Origin of the sequence: Sphaerospermopsis sp. LEGE 08334 (assembly GCF_015207205.1) — a bacterium.
Classification (GTDB): domain Bacteria; phylum Cyanobacteriota; class Cyanobacteriia; order Cyanobacteriales; family Nostocaceae; genus Sphaerospermopsis.
The window spans coordinates 1-17,812 of sequence record NZ_JADEXH010000072.1; the positions used below are offsets into that span (position 1 = coordinate 1).

Genomic DNA, 17,812 nt, shown 5'->3' on the forward strand with positions numbered 1-17,812 from the left:
CATTTCGTCTTGCTTACGAGTTAAAAATACCCTCAAACGAGCACCCATATCTCTATCACCTTGGTAGATGTCTTCTCCGTATTTACTTATCTTTACATAGTTTGGTTTTCTCACGCCGACTTACTTAGTCTGCTCATGGGATTAAGCTTATTCTTTTTCAGAGAGCCAAAGTTTCTCTGTATCCAGTAATAGGCAGAATAGGAGAGATTTGGCGGGAGAAGACTAACTAGATTTTGTATTTTTGCTTTTAATTTCCAGTTCATAATTAGGTTAGAATTGTATAAACTAATTAGTTAACTGAGGTAAGACTAGGTAAAAATTAAATTGTAAAAATTACATCTTTTGACTGAGTATTTCTACTATTTTATAGCTGGAGTTACCACTCCCATAAAGTTCTTGGGAATAATCAAATTCAGAGTTATGAATATGTTTTTCAGTATCTATAATCTTTTCAAAACTGGCTCCTGTTAATACATTAACACCACACTTTACTAATTCCACCCATTCGGTCTCCTCGCGTAAAGTAACACAGGGCTTACGGAAAAAATATGCTTCTTTTTGCACTCCACCGCTATCTGTAAAAACTCCCTGACAATGACTTAAGAAAGTAATCATATCAAAATAACCTACAGGTTCCAGAAATCGAATATGATGAAATTGTGTTTGTTCTAATATCTTGCGGGTTCGGGGATGCAAAGGGAGAACCACAGGAGTTGTTTGAGAAATCAAGTTTAAAGCTTGCAGAATATCATCAAGACGATCAGGGTTATCTGTATTTTCCGCTCTGTGAATCGTAGCTAGATAAAATTGACTCTTTAGTTCACTGATTAACTGGTTTGTGGCATCGGAGGCTTGGGCAATATTCCGGTAAAATAGAGCAGCATCATACATGACATCCCCCACATGACACACCCGGGTTGAACTACTGTCAACAATACCTTCCTGTGCTAAATTAGCAATGGCGGTGTGGGTGGGACAAAATAACCAATCAGAAAGATGATCAGTAAGAACTCGATTAATTTCTTCTGGCATTTGGCGATTGAAGGAACGTAACCCCGCTTCCACATGAGCTACAGGAATATGGAGTTTAGCCGCAGCCAATGCCCCAGCTAAGGTAGAGTTAGTGTCACCATATACAAGAACTACATCAGGGGTTTCCTTCAGCAGCACTTGCTCAATTTTTGAGAGCATGTGACCGGTCATTGCGCCGTGGGAACCGCCGCCAATTCCCAGATGATATTGCGGTGAGGGAATTTGCATTTCGGTGAAAAAGACATCAGACATATTAACGTCGTAATGTTGACCGGTATGCACTAGGATTTCTTGAATATGAGAGTCTGAATATTCCTCAATGGCACGGGAGACCGTTGCGGCTTTGATAAATTGAGGTCTAGCTCCCACAATGGTCAAAATTTTCATGGCTGTGTTGGTAAAAGCTCTTGGTAAAGTGATAGTAGTTTTTGGGCTTCCTGCTCCCAGTTATATTTAGTTTCCACTGCTTGGCTGCCATTTTTACCCATTTCCGCAGCAGCTTCGGGATGATTGATTAAATATTGGATAGCTTCGCTAATTTCTTGGGGATTGAGGGGATCAACACAAATCCCACAGTTATTACCTTCAATAATTTCCCGCCAGAGGGGAAAGTTAGAGGCAATGACTGGAATCCCGGCTGACATATACTCAAACATTTTATTAGGCTGTGCATCCACATGATTTGGTGCTGGACAAAAAAGAACTAAACCAGCTACTGAGCGAGATAAAACATCAGCAACCTCTTGCCTGTTTAGTTGGCCTAGTGCTCGAACATTTTGCCATCCAGTTAAAGACTCCGCCTTAACTTTTTCACCTGCATTGCTAAAGGTTCCCCCCAGTAGTAAGGTGGTATCTGTCATACCAATAGCTTGCACCATTTCCAAGATTCCTCGAATTTGGCAAATACCCCCCACGTAACAAACGCTTTTTTCCTTTTCCGGTGAAGACGATTCTGGTGTAACTAATTCTGTTAATATAGGGTAGTTATTGATGTCAATGGTTAAGGGATTTAACTTTAAAAATCGCTGCCGAATAAATGGTGTAGCGGTAACAATGGCATCGAACTTGGGGGCAGCAAAATTTTCCAGTTTTTCAAAGGCTAAAGCCGTAAGTTTACGAAATGGAGTAGGTATCCAATCTTTCGTAAGGATATCCCCTGGCACATCCTCATGAACATCATAAATAACTTTTTTACCTTGCAACTTGAGGAGTAACCCAACGGGAATTAATTCAGGATCGTGGAAATGATAAAGATCGGCATCGATTGATACAGCCAGATCATAAGTATCCCAAACAGTTTTGGTAAACCGTAATATACGGCTAGTTTTAAACTTCTTAACTCCCTGAAAATTAACTAAATTCTTAGCTTCATTAGGTGCATTGGGAGCAACCAAATAGGTAGTATATCCAGAAGCAGCTAAAGATGTACACTCTTTAAGGAAGATGCGAGTATCTTGCCAATAGTGGACAGAAGTCAAATGACAAACATTTCTATTTGAAGATTTAGAAAAAGTAGAGTTCATTGTAGAAGTTTTTTGATAATTCAATAACTAGCTGCTAATGTATGTTTGATACTTTCTGAGCCAAATTTCTAAAGATAATGGATTAAATATATCCCTATAAGCAACAGAATTGTTATTAATTTGGCAGTAATTGTTATATTTTTCTATTAATTTATTACGGTCAATAATCTGATGTTTAAAAATCAAACTATCCTCCTCAAAATAATTTAAAACTTCTGCTTTTAGGGATGATTTTAGCCATTGACTTTCAGGGTTAATAAAGCCTTGTTTATCTTTCCTCCACGCAATTTCTTGCGGCAAGAATGGAGAAATAGCTCTACGAAAAATATATTTAGTCCATCCGCTCCTTAATTTTAGTTCTATTGGTAAATTACTCAACATATCGACCAGTCGATAATCCAAAAAGGGAACTCTGATTTCTCTCGACCATGCCATAGACATTCTATCTTCATAGTGTAGTAAGGCAGGCACAGAAAATCTTTCTATATCAGAAACTTGCCTATCTACTACTGTCATTCCCATAGATAAACCTAATGGTTGACTAACAAAATCTTTCAGAGCAAAACCAGAAATATTTATTTCTTGACGATTGAAGAACAAGTTAGGTAAATATCTCTTCGCATCGGCAAAAGAGAACTGGTTAATAATAGTTTTGTTGGTGATGAATGCAGCTAATGTTTTGAACATCCTTACATATTGTTTTTCTCTCGCCAAATATTGTAGATAAAAGCCTGTGTATTTTCTGTATCCACATAGCAACTCATCTGCACCCTGTCCGCTTAAAATAACAGTGATTCCTAAGTTCTTTGCCTGCTCCATAAGCAAAAAATGAGCAACATTGGAAAATCCACCAATAGGTTGATCATTATGCCAGCAAGCTTTTTCTAAGAGTTCAAAAGCTCGACCAGGTTGCAAATCTAAAGTTACCTTATTAACTTCCTTGCCTAAATGACCCCCCATGATGTCAATAAAGTATGACTCATCAAATCGGGGATCATTGCTAACAGATGATAAGAGACTTAAGTTTACATCCTTACCCAAAATATTTTGGACTACTGCTGCAATTGCCGATGAATCAACTCCACCGGATAACAAAACCCCAACAGGAACATCACTTCTTAATCTTAGTCGAACAGCATCAAAGAAAAGTTCCCGCACTTTCTCGATGATTTCTGTTTCAGAATTAAATTTTACCTCTTGCCTTTTTATTGACCAGTACCGTTTTAAAGTTAGCTGCAGATTATCCTGTGATAAATCAAATACAGCATAAGTTCCTGGATCAATCTTATCAATTCCTTGAAAAAAACTCTGATTATTACTTTCCAGAAGAGATTGGAGTAAATATTCCCCCACGACTTGAAAATTAATCGCAAATCGACGGTTACTCACCTCTAAAATTGTCTTAACTTCTGATGCGAAGTATAAACATTTATCTACTATCGAATAATATAAAGGTTTAATACCTATTCTATCCCTACACAAAATCAATTTCTGAGTTTTCAGATTCAACCAGGCGAAAGACCACATCCCATTAAGTTTAGATATAGTAGTTTCTATTCCCCAGTGTTCCAAAGATGTTATTAACACCTCTGTGTCCGAATCACTATGGAAAGAGTAGCCTAGTGACTTTAGCTCTTGACGAATTTCTAAATAATTGTAGATTTCACCGTTGAAAACAATATAACTATTTTTACTATAGGAAACCATGGGCTGATTTCCCAATTCACTTAAATCTAAAATTGAAAGTCTTTGATGTCCTAATCCAATTTGCCAACTTTTAATTTCACAATGATACGTACCCTGATAATCAGGTCCACGATGATTTTGAATTAGTTCAGCCCTTACAAGCAACTCTCTAATATTTTTCGACTGAGAAATAACCCCAAAAATTCCACACATGATTATTTTAGCCCTGACCAGGTAGTGAATTATTATTGACAGTTTGATAATCTATCAGTTCCAACTGCTTTTCTGTAATTGTCCTTTTTGAGTATGGTAACTAGTATGAGACCTATCAGCAAACCATGAGTTAGTAACATTGTGGGTAAGTCCGCAGATGTAATCATCGTCAAGGCAGGTATCGCGAATATTGATATCACCAACGAATTACCAATTTTCTTGCCCACAGAGTTCAGGTAAGAAAAACATAAGCCCATCAAAATTGAATACAAATAAACACCAATTAGTCCAGCCTGAGCATAACCACTGCCAATCCAACCTGTATTGGCATGTGCTCCTTGAGCGTAATAGTAACCGATAAGTTTCGGTATAGATAAATCGTAGGGAGAAGTTAACATTCCCAGTGACAGTATAGAATCTGACCAGTAGTAATATTTATTGGTGTCCGAAAAAAAGTCAAAGTGAGCCCAGTTCAAATATGCAGGAACCATGATTGTCCTATGGATAAATGTGCTTGCGAACCAACCGGACAATATATTTTCGCCAGAAGCTTGTTGTAGTAATAGCAGGTCAACTCCACTCAACAATACTATTAATATTAATAATAAAACTAAGTAAGTAAAGAACCTTTGTCTTTGAGAGAAGAAATATATGAAGATGACAAGTAAAGGATAAAATAAAGGACCCTTGTGGGATGTAAGTCCGAAGATTAATATTGCACAAACCATTAAAGTGAATACCGCCTGCCAACGCTTATTTAGAAGTGCAATAGTAATTCCTGTCGGAATAATTATCTGCCCCAGGTTGGGAGACAAATAGCCGTATATGGCAGGCAAATTTCCTGCAGCTTCTCTCCTAAAATCATACACTTTAGTTAAATCAAAATTTAAATATCTACTGCCTCCCATCAGGAAAATAGAAGCGATGACTAGTACTGTCAAAAACAATAAATATGTTTGTATTTTTTGACGACTAATACTAGGTAATTTAAGCTTAGGAATAGGGATGTAAGTAGAAGCTGAGAGCAGGCAATGTGCTGATACTGTCACGAAAATAAAATCACTTTGAACGTCGGCTCCACAGAAAAGAGTTAGTGATGGAATAACAATAAACAATAAACTGAAGTGAAGAAATACAACAGAAGGTTTTTTCTGGGTGCCTGCAAAAAAGGTCAGAAGTGATAGGATGGATATAGATAAGGGTAGGTTGCTCAGGTTCAGACTATCTCTAAAACCCTGGTATCCATAGGTGACGACAAAATACCTGGAATAAACTCCTAGAAGACACGCAAAATATATTATGCACAATATTATGACTTTAAAAATCTCAGATTTGATTTTAATTTTGCTAGATACGGTTTCCATTTTTTCTGGTATTACAAATAAACAAGAGGTTATCTCAACTAAGCCACCGGGCTTTCCTTAGTCACCCTGTGATTTGTCTGACTAACACAGTAATTTTCAGCAGCTTGGGCGCGTCAGCTTACAGTATTATTGCCAATATAGCAGTATAATATGGAACACAAAAAGGATATATCAGGATTTTTTCGGTTGAAAACCTATAGCACTACGATATGATAGAAACAAATATATCAAATAATAAACGGAACCAAAAATAGCATAGTAGAAAATTGCATTATCCATGGAATCAGCGTAAGTAAAAACAAAAATTACGATTAAACAGTAAGTTACCTGGCTAAATAAGTTGATCAATTTACCTTGATCGGAAAAAAATAGGACATAACTGAGAGGGGAAGATATGAAGATGAAAAAGTATACAATTGCTAGTGTGGAGGCGTACTCACCTGCCATTCCTAATTCTTCTCCAAATAATAGCTGAAAGGCAGGATGTCCAAATAAATATAGCAATAAAAATGGTAACCACGATAATATGCTTAGATACTTCAGGGTCTTAACATAAATATATTTACAGTTACCTTGCTCACGAAAATCTCTGGCAGCTTGGTCTTTGAAAACGGTCAGCACTGAGTTTCCTAGTAGTCCAATAGGCACAGCCATAACCCGTAAAACAAGCGAGTACATTGCTACATGCACTGCACCGAACCTTGCGGAAATTGTAAAAATCGGTATCTGGCTGGCGACAAGATTGATTAGTTCAGCAGGTAAGGAAAACACTATAAATTTATAATTCTCAAGCAATGTATGTTTCAAAGTGGGAATAGAAATACTAGTACAAAGTTTAGTGAATGAAACATTGAGCCATTGCATTACCAATAAAGTAGATAGTCCTGATAACAATACGGTCGAATAAATTAGTCCTTTAATACCCAGTCCCAGCAGTCCAGTAACGAGTTGTCCCAATGCAACAGATCCCGCTAGGGTAAGTTTTGATTTATTCAATAATTTAAATTCTGACCTATAAATTATTACTGACTGTAAATTTTTTTGGAGTGACATGATAAAGGAATAGGTGGCGAAACTTGCTGCATAATCCTTTATCACATCACTAACCACGGAATACCCCGTTATTTTAACTACTGAGATGATAACAAAAGTTAGTAATGCCACAATAGAGCTAATAAAAAAGCTTAATTTTAGCATATCAGTAATATCATCATATTTGTCTGCTAAAAAAATAGCTTTATCAAGACTAGCACTAGCTAACAATATAGGTATTGAAGAAGCAGCAAACCATAAAAAAAAGTTACCTAAATCCGTAGTATTTACAATCCGAGTCAGTAATACTAAAGATACCATAGGTATAGATTGCGCTATTACAGTACCACTTATAACCGTATATACACTATACCAGAAGGGAGAAAACTTGAAAAACATAAACGTTACCCCCTCAATCTCTCGGAGATATTGTTTAATGTATTATCCAAAGATGTTTGATTATGATGATTTTGGACTCTGTTTGATATCACAAATAAAAGGCGATCGCCCATAAACATTTTGAACCTGCGTTTGAGATTATAAACTCATATTTCACGGCAATGAGACCATCGGAATCATCTGAGATACAAGTGTCACCATTAATACTGTGATGGTATTGCTTAGGAAAGGTGATAACTTTAGTCTCATCTAAACAATTGAAAATACTAGGGCATATATAATGTCGCACAAGCAAGCTTATTTATTAGTTTCAATGGATTTTCACGTCCTTTAACTGTGTAGGTTGGAAGCTTTGAAAGTATATTTTTTGATATTCTTTCTGGATAAAATGATGCTAAATTACAATAGACTTTACTAATGGACGGATCCGGTAGATAAGACCACCAGCCCAACAGCATCGTTCCAGATAACTCCCAACTACCGTAGCCTCTCCAAGTAGGATCTGTATCGTTATGATAATCATAACGATATACTCCATTTTGACCATCCATAAAGTTCTTTGTTCGGTAATAGGGTACTTGCCTGGTAGACGGAACTAACACTAGCTCAGTAAACTGTTCGGCCAATCCTTCTCTTAATTTCCTTATGTATTCTGCGCGCTGTTTTTGCTTTCGAGATTGAAATCCGCGCTGAAAGGAAATTAGCCACACTGGTCAACGATAGGCTTTATACCTTATCCCTTATGAAACAAGCTGTTTTGTCACCTGGTAAGCAAAATTACTAATTTTAATTTTTTGTTTTAGCAACAATGGTATCTACTACCTGTAGCTGTTCGCTTTTAGTTATCTCTGTCCAAATTGGCAGACTTAAAGCCTCTGCTGCTAACATCTCACTAACTGGATTTATGGGATATTGCCCTTGATAAATAGGAAGTTGATCCTGAGGAATAGGATAATAAACCATCGAACCAATACCCTTAGATGCCAGATATTCCTTTATTGAATCTCTTTTGCCATTCAGCACCCTGATAGTATATTGATGAAACACATGACCATCGCTAATCATAGGTGTGACAATATCAGGAATATTAGCCAAGAGATCATTATAGACTTGAGCGACTCTTCTTCTCCCCTGATTCCATTGGTCAATATACTGTAACTTCACCCGTAAAATCGCCGCTTGCAGGGTATCTAACCGGGAATTATAGCCCAATATCTCATTGTGATATTTCTTTTTTGCCCCATGTACTCGCAACATCCGGGCTAGTTCTGCCACTTGGTCATCATTTGTGACTACCATACCCCCATCCCCATAACAGCCCAAATTCTTAGAAGGGAAAAAGGAATAAGCACCTACATCACCAATAGTTCCCGTTAACTTACCTTGAATAGCATCCCTAGTACTTTCTTGACAATCCCCCTCACACCCAGGACATCCACCATAATACCTAGAGCCAAAGGACTGAGCGCAATCTTCAATTACCTTTAACCCATACTCCTGGGCAATATCCATAATTTGCCCCATCGCAGCGGGATTACCATAGAGATGCACAGGCATAATCGCCTTGGTATTAGGTGTGATATGCTTCCTAATAGCTTCTGGGTCAATGTTAAAACTTTGGGGGTCAATATCAGCAAAAATTGGCTTTGCACCCACATTACTAATAGATTCTGCCGTAGCAAAAAAAGAAAAGGGGGTAGTAATTACCTCATCCCCCACTCCAATACCCAGAGCGCGTAAACCAATCACCAAGGCATCTGTGCCGGAGTTAACAGCAACTGTATGTTTTACCCCTAAATACTCTGCCACCTCCTGCTCAAACAGCTTGACATCAGGACCCATAATAAATTGACCAGACTCCAAGACTCGATTCATCGCTGCTTGTACTTGGTCTTTAATTTGCTCGTACTGAGGTTTGAGGTCAAGAACAGGAATTTTCATGGTTTGGTAAATAAATTAGTAAATAAAATTGTTGAATGGGATATAGAAAGGGACTGGGCAATTAATTCGCCGACAACTTGATGACCTGATTTGCCGACAATTGCTGATACTTGACCTCTGTAGAATCTACAGCATAGCCATCTGCATCAAACTCCAATACATCCCCATAGGCGCTCATCCAACCGATGATTCTGGCTGGAACCCCAGCTACCATAGCATAAGCAGGAACATCTTTTGTCACCACTGCACCCGCAGCCACGAAAGCACACTCATGGAGAGTGACGCCACAAACAATAGTCGCATTAGCCCCAATACTCGCTCCCCGTTTCACTAAAGTTTGGCGATAATCATTGCTGGTATTGCGAGGATATTCACAACGCGGCGTTTTAATATTAGTGAATACCATACTCGGTCCGCAAAAGACATAATCTTCTAGAATCACCCCTTCATATAGGGAGACATTATTTTGAATTTTGCAGTTGTTGCCCACCACCACATTATTAGCAACCAGCACATTTTGTCCTAAATTGCAGTTATTACCGATTTTCGCCTTGCCAAATACATGGCAAAAGTGCCAGATTTTCGTACCTTCACCAATTTGGGCACCCTCATCTACATAAGCGGATTCATGGGCAAAATAATTAACCACGTAATGCCTCCTGAGCTTTTTCTAAAATTTCCACTACCGCTACTCCATTCCATCCATCAGAACGGGGCTGTTTACGGGTTTGCAAACAGTCTAAAAAATGTTCACATTCGATTTTCAGAGGCTCTGAATTTGCCACATCCACAACTTGACTGCCCTGATCACGGTTATTCAGTTGGTCATCTACACCCTTATGATATATAGTCACCTTTTGAGCAACTTCATCATAAACGAGCATTTCTTGTTCTGTAATTACTGTGGTGCTGCGTAGTAACTCAGGCCAATACCAAGAAGAATGGAGGTGAGCAGTTTGCCCGCTCTCAAAGACAATATCAACATAAACATTATCTTCAATTCCCGGTTGTAACATAGCCTGACCGCTGGCTTGCACTCTCGATAGAGTAGGATTACCCAATAAATCCAGGACAACAGATACATCATGGGGTGCAAAAGACCACCAAACGTTTTCTTCCCTACGTACTTTACCCAACTTGGCTCTTTGGGTGGCAACATGAAGCACTTTCCCGCCTTTTCCTTGGGCTAAGTAATCCCGCATCCAAGTAATAGCAGGTTGATAGAGCAGTAAATGCCCCACCATGAGGATACGCCCCTGTTGGTCAGCATATTCAGCCAGGGCTTTTGCCTCTGGAGTCGTGAGAGTCATGGGCTTTTCGACAAACACATCCTTCCCTGCTGTTAAGGCTGTCATAGCCAACTGGTAGTGGGTGGGGGCGGGAGTTGCTAACACCACTGCCGAAACATCACTTTCTAAGACTGATGCAAAATCTGTATAAGTTTTGACTTCTGGATATTTGCTTTCAACTTGCTGGCGTAAATCTGGGTTCATTTCCGCCACCCCGTCCAAAGCACCCAAATTGTAAAAGTTGTGAATCAGATTTTTACCCCAATTCCCTGCCCCCACCACAATTACTTGTCTCATAATAATGTCACCTTGTCTTTGTCACAGTCTAATTTTCTGGTTACTCCCCGGGTATCCAATACAGCCGCAGCATGACTAACCAAGTTATGGTAATCAATATCACTGTGGTCTGTGGTAATAATTACCAATTCGTAACTTGCCAAGGTGTCATTATTTAATGGTACGGAATTAAATTTTTGCCCCCGAATATAAATTTCGGGCACAAAGGAGTCGTGATAGGCAATTTCTACCCCATCTTCTAACAATTTAGTGATTACATGAATAGCAGGAGATTCTCGCCAGTCGCCTAAGTCCTTTTTATACGCCACACCAAGAATCAATACCTTAGCCCTGCTAGGCGCTACCCCCAATTTATTTAACACCCTACAGGTTTTTTCCCTGACAAACTCTGGCATTCTGCGGTTTATTTCCCCTGCCAAAGCAATAAAATGGGTATCAAAGTTAAATTCCTTAGCCTTCCATTCTAAATAGTGCGGGTCAATGGGGATACAGTGTCCACCTACCCCTGGTCCTGGATAAAAGGGCATAATCCCAAAGGGTTTAGTGTTGGCGGCGTCTAATACTTCCCAGACATCTATACCCATGCGATCGCACAATAAAGCCAGTTCATTCACTAAGGCAATATTCACAGCGCGGAAAGTATTTTCAAACACTTTGACCAACTCTGCTGCTTTAGCGCTATTTACCGGCACAACATGGTCAATGGTTTGCTCATAAAACAACTTAGCGACTGTCAGAGAATTAGGGTCAGAAGCACCAACAACTTTATTAGTATTCTTGGTGGTATAGCGTTTATTACCAGGGTCTACCCTTTCCGGTGAATGGGCGAGAAAGAAGTCTACTCCTTGTCGAAGTCCTGTCTCCTCTAACAACGGGCGCATAATTTCATCGGTTGTTCCCGGATAAGTCGTAGATTCTAAAGTAACTAATTGCCCCGGTCTCAACCATTTAGCAATGCCTTTAGTGACACCTTCTACATAGCTTAAGTCTGGTGTGAGGTTTTTTGTTAAAGGGGTGGGAACACAAATTACTAGTACATCTATTTCTGGTACAACATCAAATCCTGTGACTGCTTTGAGTTTACCATCACTAACTACTTGTTTGAGTTCATCATCTTTAACATCACTAATATAATTATCAGCATCATTTACTCTTTCGGCTCTCACAGGATTTTGCTCAATACCAATCACCTGAAATCCCACCTTTGCTTTTTCCACTGCAAAAGGTAAGCCTACATAACCCAGTCCAATAACACCGATGACGGCTGTGTGGTTAATTATTTTCTCTTTCAATTCCTGCAAAATTGTCATGTTAAATTTCTCTATTAGCAATAGACCTGTCCGAAAATTAAATATGCATAACCTGAAACCCTTGGTAGGGACAATTCATGAAAGGTGATTGGGCATTGGGTTATTAACTTCCCTCTGCTCCCTGCTCCCCGCCTCCTGCCCTTTTTTCGCCACGGTTGGTTATGATTTATGGGTTATAAGTTCTCAGTATATTTGTTTTGTATGAATGGCGAAGCGCCCGCACCCATACCTAATAGCGATCGCCCCTTGGTACAGTCAACCGTCAACAGTCAAGAAAGACTTTTCAACCAAGTCTGTAACTGTTGTACATCTCTGAAGTCTAATAATTCTTCTGCTAAACTTTCCAGTTGCTCTACTGGTAGCATCTGAATTTGCTGTTTGAGTGTATCATCCAAGGTTCCTAAGCGACGCTGTAACAGACGTAGAACCAATTGGGTTTCCCCTTCTTGTCGTCCTTCTTGTCGTCCTTCTTGTCGTCCCTGCTGTAATCCCTCTTTCAATATTTCCTCATACCAGGGTGATTCTCTCAATACTGTCATATCCCACCTCATGATTTGTTGAACTAAGGGAATATCCAATACAAAACTAGCAAAAAATGACAATAACGGTTCTAAGTCTTGCAGTTGCTCATCCTGTCTTAACTCTCTCACCGCTTGGCGTAATTTCTCTTCCCTGTTTCCACCTTGCAAAATTGGTACAAATGGCAATAGGGTTGATATCTTCTGCTCAAATACCAGATTAACATCCACTTGCCACAGGTTAATCACTTGGTAGTCTTGATGAGCAGTTATCCCTAATATTTCTGATTCATAACGTTGGGGAATGCTTTGTTTACTACTCGGTGGCAGAATATTGATTAAAACTGGATACACTGGTAAATTATAACTCTCTTCTGCTAAAGCGGTATAAGCCCTTATCCTTCGGGGCATTCTTTGATTGTACCGTAGCTGTAACTCGTTGAGGAGTAAAAATTCCCCTATTTCCGGGGATAAAACTTTCAATAAAACATCACTTTCCCGCTCTATCCACTGAAATTCTGTGTTGAGGATGTCTTGTACTTGCAAGTCGCTGCGCTGAGTAATCCATTTTACCCAGGTGTTGGGTGCGAGACTGATTAATCTTTTTCCCCCTATGTCTGCTTTTTTCGCCACTGTTTGTTATCATTTATGAGTTGTAAGTTCTCAGTATATTTGTTTTGTGTAAACAGCGATCGCGAACCGCTGCTACAAGCCGATTACCCCTTATTACGGTCAACCGTCAACCGTCAACCGTCAAGAGATCAGCTTGGGAATAAATTAAGAGCTTGTCCTAAGTTGACAATTTCATATACAAAACTATACTTATATTGACAAAAATCAATATATTTTCCGGAAAAAATCAACTACTTGATATATAATACGGTGATATCAAGTATTGAATTGAGACTATTGCCGACGCGAAAACCAAGCAATGATGGTGGTAGTCTTTTTCAGAAAGTTAATTGGAACACAATCGCGTTGGGCTACAGCGTGAAAGTCTACAGAGGGATAACCGCTCCCATGCTCCCGTTGAAGTAGAAAGTAAAGTCTAGCTTTGTCTAGGTTTTATATCGCAGTCAACTTCCTAGTTCATCAGGATCAATCCCCAATTCTTTGAGCTTGGCGGCTAGGTGATCGGCTCTTGCTTTTTCTTTTTCTGCGCGTTGCAATTCTTTTTCTGCGCGTTGCAATTCTTTTTCTGCGCGTTCATTAGAACGTCTAGCAATTTGCATCGCTTGATTGGCCTTAAACATTTCATTTTTGGCGGCTTCCTGTGGCGTAGGGACCATAGCCCCTTCTACAGAAAAATAACGCAACTGTCGATTATGAATACCAAGAAAAAAGCCGAGAGCTTCACTCCATAACCAACCTTGAGCATTGGGGGGAATAGGAAGATAGGTGTCGAAATTTAGTTTAAATCCTGCAAATTCTAAAGTGTCGGGAGAAAAATAAAAGTATTCAGGGGTATGAAATCTTTTAGCGTATAGCTCCAGTTTGGCATTGCGATCAACATTGGCTGTCGAGTCAGACAATAATTCAATGATTAAATCAGGGTAACGGCCATCTTCTTCCCAGACAACCCAAGAGTTACGCGGTGATCGAGTTGTGCCTTTGACGAGGAAAAAGTCAGGACCACGGAAGTCTCGATTTTTGAGTTGTTGGCGACTGAAGTAAATGGTCAAATTCGCACCGATGAAAAAATCATCGCGTTCTTGCCATGCCCATTCTAGACAGGTGACCAGTAACAACAATTGCATGTAATGCAAGGAACTTTCCATCTCTGGTTCATCACTCAAAAGTTGGCTGGCATCGGGCATCTGCAACTCTAGTTCTTGGGCTGTAATTGCTGCCATGGAATTTTACTCCTGATGCTGTTAATAGTTGTCGATCAGTTTAGTTTACCTAAAAATAATATCTATTCTACTAAATTTGGGGAAAGTTGAAAAATGGCGATCGCCCGTAGTTAGGGTTTGCTGAAAAAGTCTTGTCGTGAAGACAGGGAACTCTTAACAGGGAACAGGGAACAGTTTCAGCTATCTGTCATCCCCAAATTTTTGGGTTTGCGATCCCCAAAATGCAAGGTTTTTCAGGTATACCCTTGAAAAATCTTGCACTTTATTTCCTTTTGTTCAGCCTCAAACCTTTGATTTATCTAGGTTTTATATTTGTTCAGCAAGCCCTACTTAATGGCGATCGCAAGGCGCTGCTGCAAGCATATCGCCCCTTGGTGCAGAAGGTCATCATAAATCACCACTACGCGAGGAAAGCTGTTCTAACCAAGTCTGTAACTGTTCCACATCCCTAAAGTCTAGTAATTCTTCTGCTAAACTTTCCAGTTGCTCTACTGGTAGCATCTGAATTTGCTGTTTGAGTGTATCATCCAAGGTTCCCAAGCGACGCTGTAACTGACGTATAACTAATTGGGTTTCCCCTTCAAGTCGTCCCTGTTGTAATCCTTGTTTTTTCCCCTGCTGTAATCCCTCTTTCAATATTTCCTCATACCAGGGTGATTCTCTCAATACTGTCATATCCCACCTCATGATTTGTTGAACTAAGGGAATATCCAATACAAAACTAGCAAAAAATGACAATAACGGTTCTAAGTCTTGCAGTTGCTCATCCTGTCTTAACTCTCTCACCGCTTGACGTAATTTCTCTTCCCTGTTTCCACCTTGCAAAATTGGTACAAATGGCAATAGGGTTGATATCTTCTGCTCAAATACCAGATTAACATCCACTTGCCACAGGTTAATCACTTGGTAGTCTTGATGAGCAGTTATCCCTAATATTTCTGATTCATAACGTTGGGGAATGCTTTGTTTACTACTCGGTGGCAGAATATTGATTAAAACTGGATACACTGGTAAATTATAACTCTCTTCTGCTAAAGCGGTATAAGCCCTTATCCTTCGGGGCATTCTTTGATTGTACCGTAGCTGTAACTCGTTGAGCAGCAAAAATTCTCCTATTTCTGGCGATAAAACCTTCAGTAAAACATCACTTTCCCGCTCTATCCACTGAAATTCTGTGTTGAGGATGTCTTGTACTTGTAAGTCACTGCGCTGGGTAATCCATTTTACCCAGGTGTTGGGTGCAAGACTGATTAATCTTTTTCCCCCTATGTCTGCTTTTTTCACCACTGTTTATTATGAGTTATCAGTATGTTTGTTTTGTATGAATGGCGAAGCGCTCCTCCTGCAAGCAGATCGCCCCACATTTGCTAATCGTAAGTCGCTGAAATGATTTTGGACTCTGTTTAAATCTTAATCTCACCCATAAACCGCGATCGCCACTCACTCGGGCTAGAGACTGAATTTATTTGGTAATAATTTAGTTACAAACTCTAGCACTGTCGCAGCCATCTGCAAGGCTTCTTCAGCTTCATACCTTTCCGGCTCAATTATGTCCCCTGGGTAGCGAAATTCCGTGGCGTAAGGTGTTAGAGTGTCAGCCATATCTTCCAAATCCTGAAAATGTGGTTCAAAAACTGAACACATCTCTACCAAAACACTCAGATCATGGGTTTTCTTAAATACTAAATCTTGATATGTCAAATAAGCTTTTAATGCTTTCTCGGCACTTTGTTGACAATGATAAACAACAGCATCTAATAATGATACTTCATTTTCAATGAGTATACGGGCAACCTTAATATCTCGCTGACTTTTAATTATCCACTGCCTAACCTCCTCATCCTTAGGACTATCCATAAAGGATTTTACCTTGACTGAGTGCCTGACTAACTAATGAACTTGCTACGGTGGCCTTTCTTTCTACTTCTGCACGGGTCATAACCAGAATATCTTTTGGTATACCAATCCCATGGAGGGCTTTATATGCTTGACGCGCCCGACGATAGCGGGGTTCATTGGAATCGGAGATAATCACCAACAAATCAACATCACTATCTTCGGTAGGTTCGCCATAAGCATAGGAACCAAATAAAATTACCTGTTCTGGATTCAGGGCAGAAACTAGCCGTTGGGTAATATCATCCAATAAATCCCTTGGTATTTTTTTAACAGGTATATTCTCTGTATTCATACAGTCTCTCATATAAAAAATGATAATAATGGTTCTAACTGTTGCAGTTGCTCATCCTATCTTAACTCTCTCACCGCGATCGCGTAATTTCTCTTCCCTGTTTCCACCCTGCAAAATTGGTACAAATGGCAATAGAATCGCTCTAGTTATCATACACATGGTTGAGCGATCGCCCACTGACAGTCCTTAGCCTAGCTATATGTCCTCCGGGTTAATCCCTAAACTCCGTAGGTGAGCCGCCAGACGTTCTGCCCGTTGGCGTTCCTGTTCTGCTTGTTGCTGGGCTAATTCAGCCCGTTGGCGTTCCTGTTCTGCTTGTTGCTGGGCTAATTCAGCCCGTTGGCGTTCTTGTTCTACAGGTGTAGGAATCCAATTCCCCTCCCCGTCATACCACCGCAACCAGCGGCGATGCACCCCTTGATAAATCCCCTCCCATAACCCTAAACCTAACTCGGCTTCTTTGAGCCATATTCCTAACCCTTGGGGGCTTAACTCTTGATATTCATTCACTACTAACCCAAAGGCTTGTAACTCATCTGTGTAGCGATTAAATACTATGTAATAGGGAATCCTTAACATTCTTTCATACACCGTCCACTTATTAGGCGGTTGGTTCACTTCCCTGAAACTTCGCCCTAGGTCTTCCTTTTCTGTACCTGGCGAGAGTAATTCTAATACCACAAAGGGGTAAATTCCCTCCTGCCATGTCACATAACTTAACCTTAAATCTTTGCCATCATAAAGCCTGGATACTCCCAAGACCGCAAACCAATCTGGCCGTTTATACCATTGGGGATGACGGGGGTCATAATATAAGTTGAGGTCACTGGCTGTGAATACCTCATCCTCTTTGTAGCTGGGAGGGCGAAAGGTCAGCCGCAGTAACTCTGGTTGTAGTAAGTGAAATTCGTCCGGCAAACCAGGCTCCTCTGGGTCTTCACTGGGTAAGTCGTACATGGTGGGTAGGGCTTCCCGGGGTGATAAGGGCGGTGAATATTGATACATATAATAAAATTGTAATATCCCAGTTTGGATAATGGTGATTGGTGATTGGTGATTGGTGATTGGTGATTGGTGATTGGTGATTGGTGATTGGTGATTGGTGATTGGTGATTGGTGATTGGTGATTGGTGATTGGTGATTGGTGATTGGTGATTGGTGATT

The 17,812-nt window shown here is 39.9% G+C and carries 17 protein-coding genes; 1 reads left to right on the forward strand and 16 read right to left on the reverse strand.

Going from position 1 to position 17,812, the window contains the following annotated elements:
* Nucleotides 1-333: 333 nt before the first annotated feature.
* From wecB to IQ237_RS24715, 15 genes are all read right to left on the reverse strand, one after another.
* Nucleotides 334-1,419: a non-hydrolyzing UDP-N-acetylglucosamine 2-epimerase gene (wecB, locus tag IQ237_RS24645; protein ID WP_194059868.1), complete on the reverse strand. Its 1,086-nt coding sequence runs from the start codon at nucleotides 1,417-1,419 to the stop codon at nucleotides 334-336.
* Complete coding sequence (locus IQ237_RS24650) at nucleotides 1,416-2,555, reverse strand: glycosyltransferase family 4 protein (protein WP_194059870.1); 1,140 nt, start codon at nucleotides 2,553-2,555, stop codon at nucleotides 1,416-1,418. The genes wecB and IQ237_RS24650 overlap by 4 nt, the downstream gene beginning before the upstream one ends.
* Nucleotides 2,556-2,582: 27 nt before the next feature.
* Entirely contained in the window at nucleotides 2,583-4,454 is a 1,872-nt protein-coding gene (gene asnB / locus IQ237_RS24655) for an asparagine synthase (glutamine-hydrolyzing) (protein ID WP_194059872.1), read from the reverse strand.
* A 32-nt stretch (nucleotides 4,455-4,486) separates the two neighbouring features.
* Nucleotides 4,487-5,818 (reverse strand): oligosaccharide repeat unit polymerase, encoded by a 1,332-nt coding sequence (locus IQ237_RS24660; RefSeq protein ID WP_194059874.1) that lies wholly within the window; start codon nucleotides 5,816-5,818, stop codon nucleotides 4,487-4,489.
* Between the two features lie 171 nt (nucleotides 5,819-5,989).
* Nucleotides 5,990-7,171 (reverse strand): oligosaccharide flippase family protein, encoded by a 1,182-nt coding sequence (locus IQ237_RS24665; protein ID WP_194059876.1) that lies wholly within the window; start codon nucleotides 7,169-7,171, stop codon nucleotides 5,990-5,992.
* A gap of 344 nt (nucleotides 7,172-7,515) precedes the next feature.
* Nucleotides 7,516-7,800 (reverse strand): hypothetical protein, encoded by a 285-nt coding sequence (locus IQ237_RS24670; protein ID WP_194059878.1) that lies wholly within the window; start codon nucleotides 7,798-7,800, stop codon nucleotides 7,516-7,518.
* A gap of 235 nt (nucleotides 7,801-8,035) precedes the next feature.
* On the reverse strand, nucleotides 8,036-9,190 hold the full coding sequence (locus IQ237_RS24675) for a DegT/DnrJ/EryC1/StrS aminotransferase family protein (protein ID WP_194059880.1): 1,155 nt from the start codon (nucleotides 9,188-9,190) through the stop codon (nucleotides 8,036-8,038).
* 61 nt (nucleotides 9,191-9,251) lie between these two features.
* Complete coding sequence (locus IQ237_RS26960) at nucleotides 9,252-9,839, reverse strand: acyltransferase (protein ID WP_194059882.1); 588 nt, start codon at nucleotides 9,837-9,839, stop codon at nucleotides 9,252-9,254.
* Entirely contained in the window at nucleotides 9,832-10,776 is a 945-nt protein-coding gene (locus IQ237_RS24685) for a Gfo/Idh/MocA family protein (RefSeq protein ID WP_194059884.1), read from the reverse strand. The genes IQ237_RS26960 and IQ237_RS24685 overlap by 8 nt, the downstream gene beginning before the upstream one ends.
* Nucleotides 10,773-12,086 (reverse strand): nucleotide sugar dehydrogenase, encoded by a 1,314-nt coding sequence (locus tag IQ237_RS24690; protein ID WP_194059893.1) that lies wholly within the window; start codon nucleotides 12,084-12,086, stop codon nucleotides 10,773-10,775. Before IQ237_RS24690 ends, IQ237_RS24685 begins: the two co-directional genes overlap by 4 nt.
* Before the next feature lie 269 nt (nucleotides 12,087-12,355).
* A complete protein-coding gene (locus tag IQ237_RS24695; protein WP_194059895.1) occupies nucleotides 12,356-13,237 on the reverse strand; it encodes a DUF4351 domain-containing protein in 882 nt (293 codons plus the stop codon).
* A 443-nt stretch (nucleotides 13,238-13,680) separates the two neighbouring features.
* Complete coding sequence (locus IQ237_RS24700; protein WP_194059897.1) at nucleotides 13,681-14,457, reverse strand: Uma2 family endonuclease; 777 nt, start codon at nucleotides 14,455-14,457, stop codon at nucleotides 13,681-13,683.
* A 387-nt stretch (nucleotides 14,458-14,844) separates the two neighbouring features.
* On the reverse strand, nucleotides 14,845-15,744 hold the full coding sequence (locus IQ237_RS24705) for a DUF4351 domain-containing protein (RefSeq protein ID WP_194059899.1): 900 nt from the start codon (nucleotides 15,742-15,744) through the stop codon (nucleotides 14,845-14,847).
* A 162-nt stretch (nucleotides 15,745-15,906) separates the two neighbouring features.
* Nucleotides 15,907-16,314: a HEPN domain-containing protein gene (locus IQ237_RS24710; protein WP_194059901.1), complete on the reverse strand. Its 408-nt coding sequence runs from the start codon at nucleotides 16,312-16,314 to the stop codon at nucleotides 15,907-15,909.
* Nucleotides 16,307-16,648, reverse strand: a complete 342-nt coding sequence (locus IQ237_RS24715) for a nucleotidyltransferase domain-containing protein (RefSeq protein WP_096571348.1) — start codon at nucleotides 16,646-16,648, stop codon at nucleotides 16,307-16,309. The genes IQ237_RS24710 and IQ237_RS24715 overlap by 8 nt, the downstream gene beginning before the upstream one ends.
* 28 nt (nucleotides 16,649-16,676) lie before the next feature.
* Here IQ237_RS24715 and IQ237_RS24720 point away from each other — a divergent pair, with 28 nt between their 5' ends.
* Entirely contained in the window at nucleotides 16,677-16,838 is a 162-nt protein-coding gene (locus tag IQ237_RS24720; protein ID WP_194059903.1) for a hypothetical protein, read from the forward strand.
* Between the two features lie 5 nt (nucleotides 16,839-16,843).
* On the opposite strand, the gene IQ237_RS24725 is transcribed toward IQ237_RS24720, so the two are convergent.
* Nucleotides 16,844-17,653 carry a Uma2 family endonuclease gene (locus IQ237_RS24725; protein WP_194059905.1) on the reverse strand — a complete coding sequence of 270 codons (810 nt, stop codon included), beginning with the start codon at nucleotides 17,651-17,653 and terminating at the stop codon, nucleotides 16,844-16,846.
* Nucleotides 17,654-17,812 lie beyond the last annotated feature (159 nt).

What these genes read in the sequence shown, in the direction of transcription:
- wecB (WP_194059868.1), bottom strand. Translation starts at nt 1,419, where the DNA reads ATGAAAATTTTGACCATTGTGGGAGCTAGACCTCAATTTATCAAAGCC.
- IQ237_RS24650 (WP_194059870.1), bottom strand. Translation starts at nt 2,555, where the DNA reads ATGAACTCTACTTTTTCTAAATCTTCAAATAGAAATGTTTGTCATTTG.
- asnB (WP_194059872.1), bottom strand. Translation starts at nt 4,454, where the DNA reads ATGTGTGGAATTTTTGGGGTTATTTCTCAGTCGAAAAATATTAGAGAG.
- IQ237_RS24660 (WP_194059874.1), bottom strand. Translation starts at nt 5,818, where the DNA reads ATGGAAACCGTATCTAGCAAAATTAAAATCAAATCTGAGATTTTTAAA.
- IQ237_RS24665 (WP_194059876.1), bottom strand. Translation starts at nt 7,171, where the DNA reads ATGGTATCTTTAGTATTACTGACTCGGATTGTAAATACTACGGATTTA.
- IQ237_RS24670 (WP_194059878.1), bottom strand. Translation starts at nt 7,800, where the DNA reads ATGGATGGTCAAAATGGAGTATATCGTTATGATTATCATAACGATACA.
- IQ237_RS24675 (WP_194059880.1), bottom strand. Translation starts at nt 9,190, where the DNA reads ATGAAAATTCCTGTTCTTGACCTCAAACCTCAGTACGAGCAAATTAAA.
- IQ237_RS24685 (WP_194059884.1), bottom strand. Translation starts at nt 10,776, where the DNA reads ATGAGACAAGTAATTGTGGTGGGGGCAGGGAATTGGGGTAAAAATCTG.
- IQ237_RS24690 (WP_194059893.1), bottom strand. Translation starts at nt 12,086, where the DNA reads ATGACAATTTTGCAGGAATTGAAAGAGAAAATAATTAACCACACAGCC.
- IQ237_RS24700 (WP_194059897.1), bottom strand. Translation starts at nt 14,457, where the DNA reads ATGGCAGCAATTACAGCCCAAGAACTAGAGTTGCAGATGCCCGATGCC.
- IQ237_RS24710 (WP_194059901.1), bottom strand. Translation starts at nt 16,314, where the DNA reads ATGGATAGTCCTAAGGATGAGGAGGTTAGGCAGTGGATAATTAAAAGT.
- IQ237_RS24715 (WP_096571348.1), bottom strand. Translation starts at nt 16,648, where the DNA reads ATGAATACAGAGAATATACCTGTTAAAAAAATACCAAGGGATTTATTG.
- IQ237_RS24720 (WP_194059903.1), top strand. Translation starts at nt 16,677, where the DNA reads ATGGTTCTAACTGTTGCAGTTGCTCATCCTATCTTAACTCTCTCACCG.
- IQ237_RS24725 (WP_194059905.1), bottom strand. Translation starts at nt 17,653, where the DNA reads ATGTATCAATATTCACCGCCCTTATCACCCCGGGAAGCCCTACCCACC.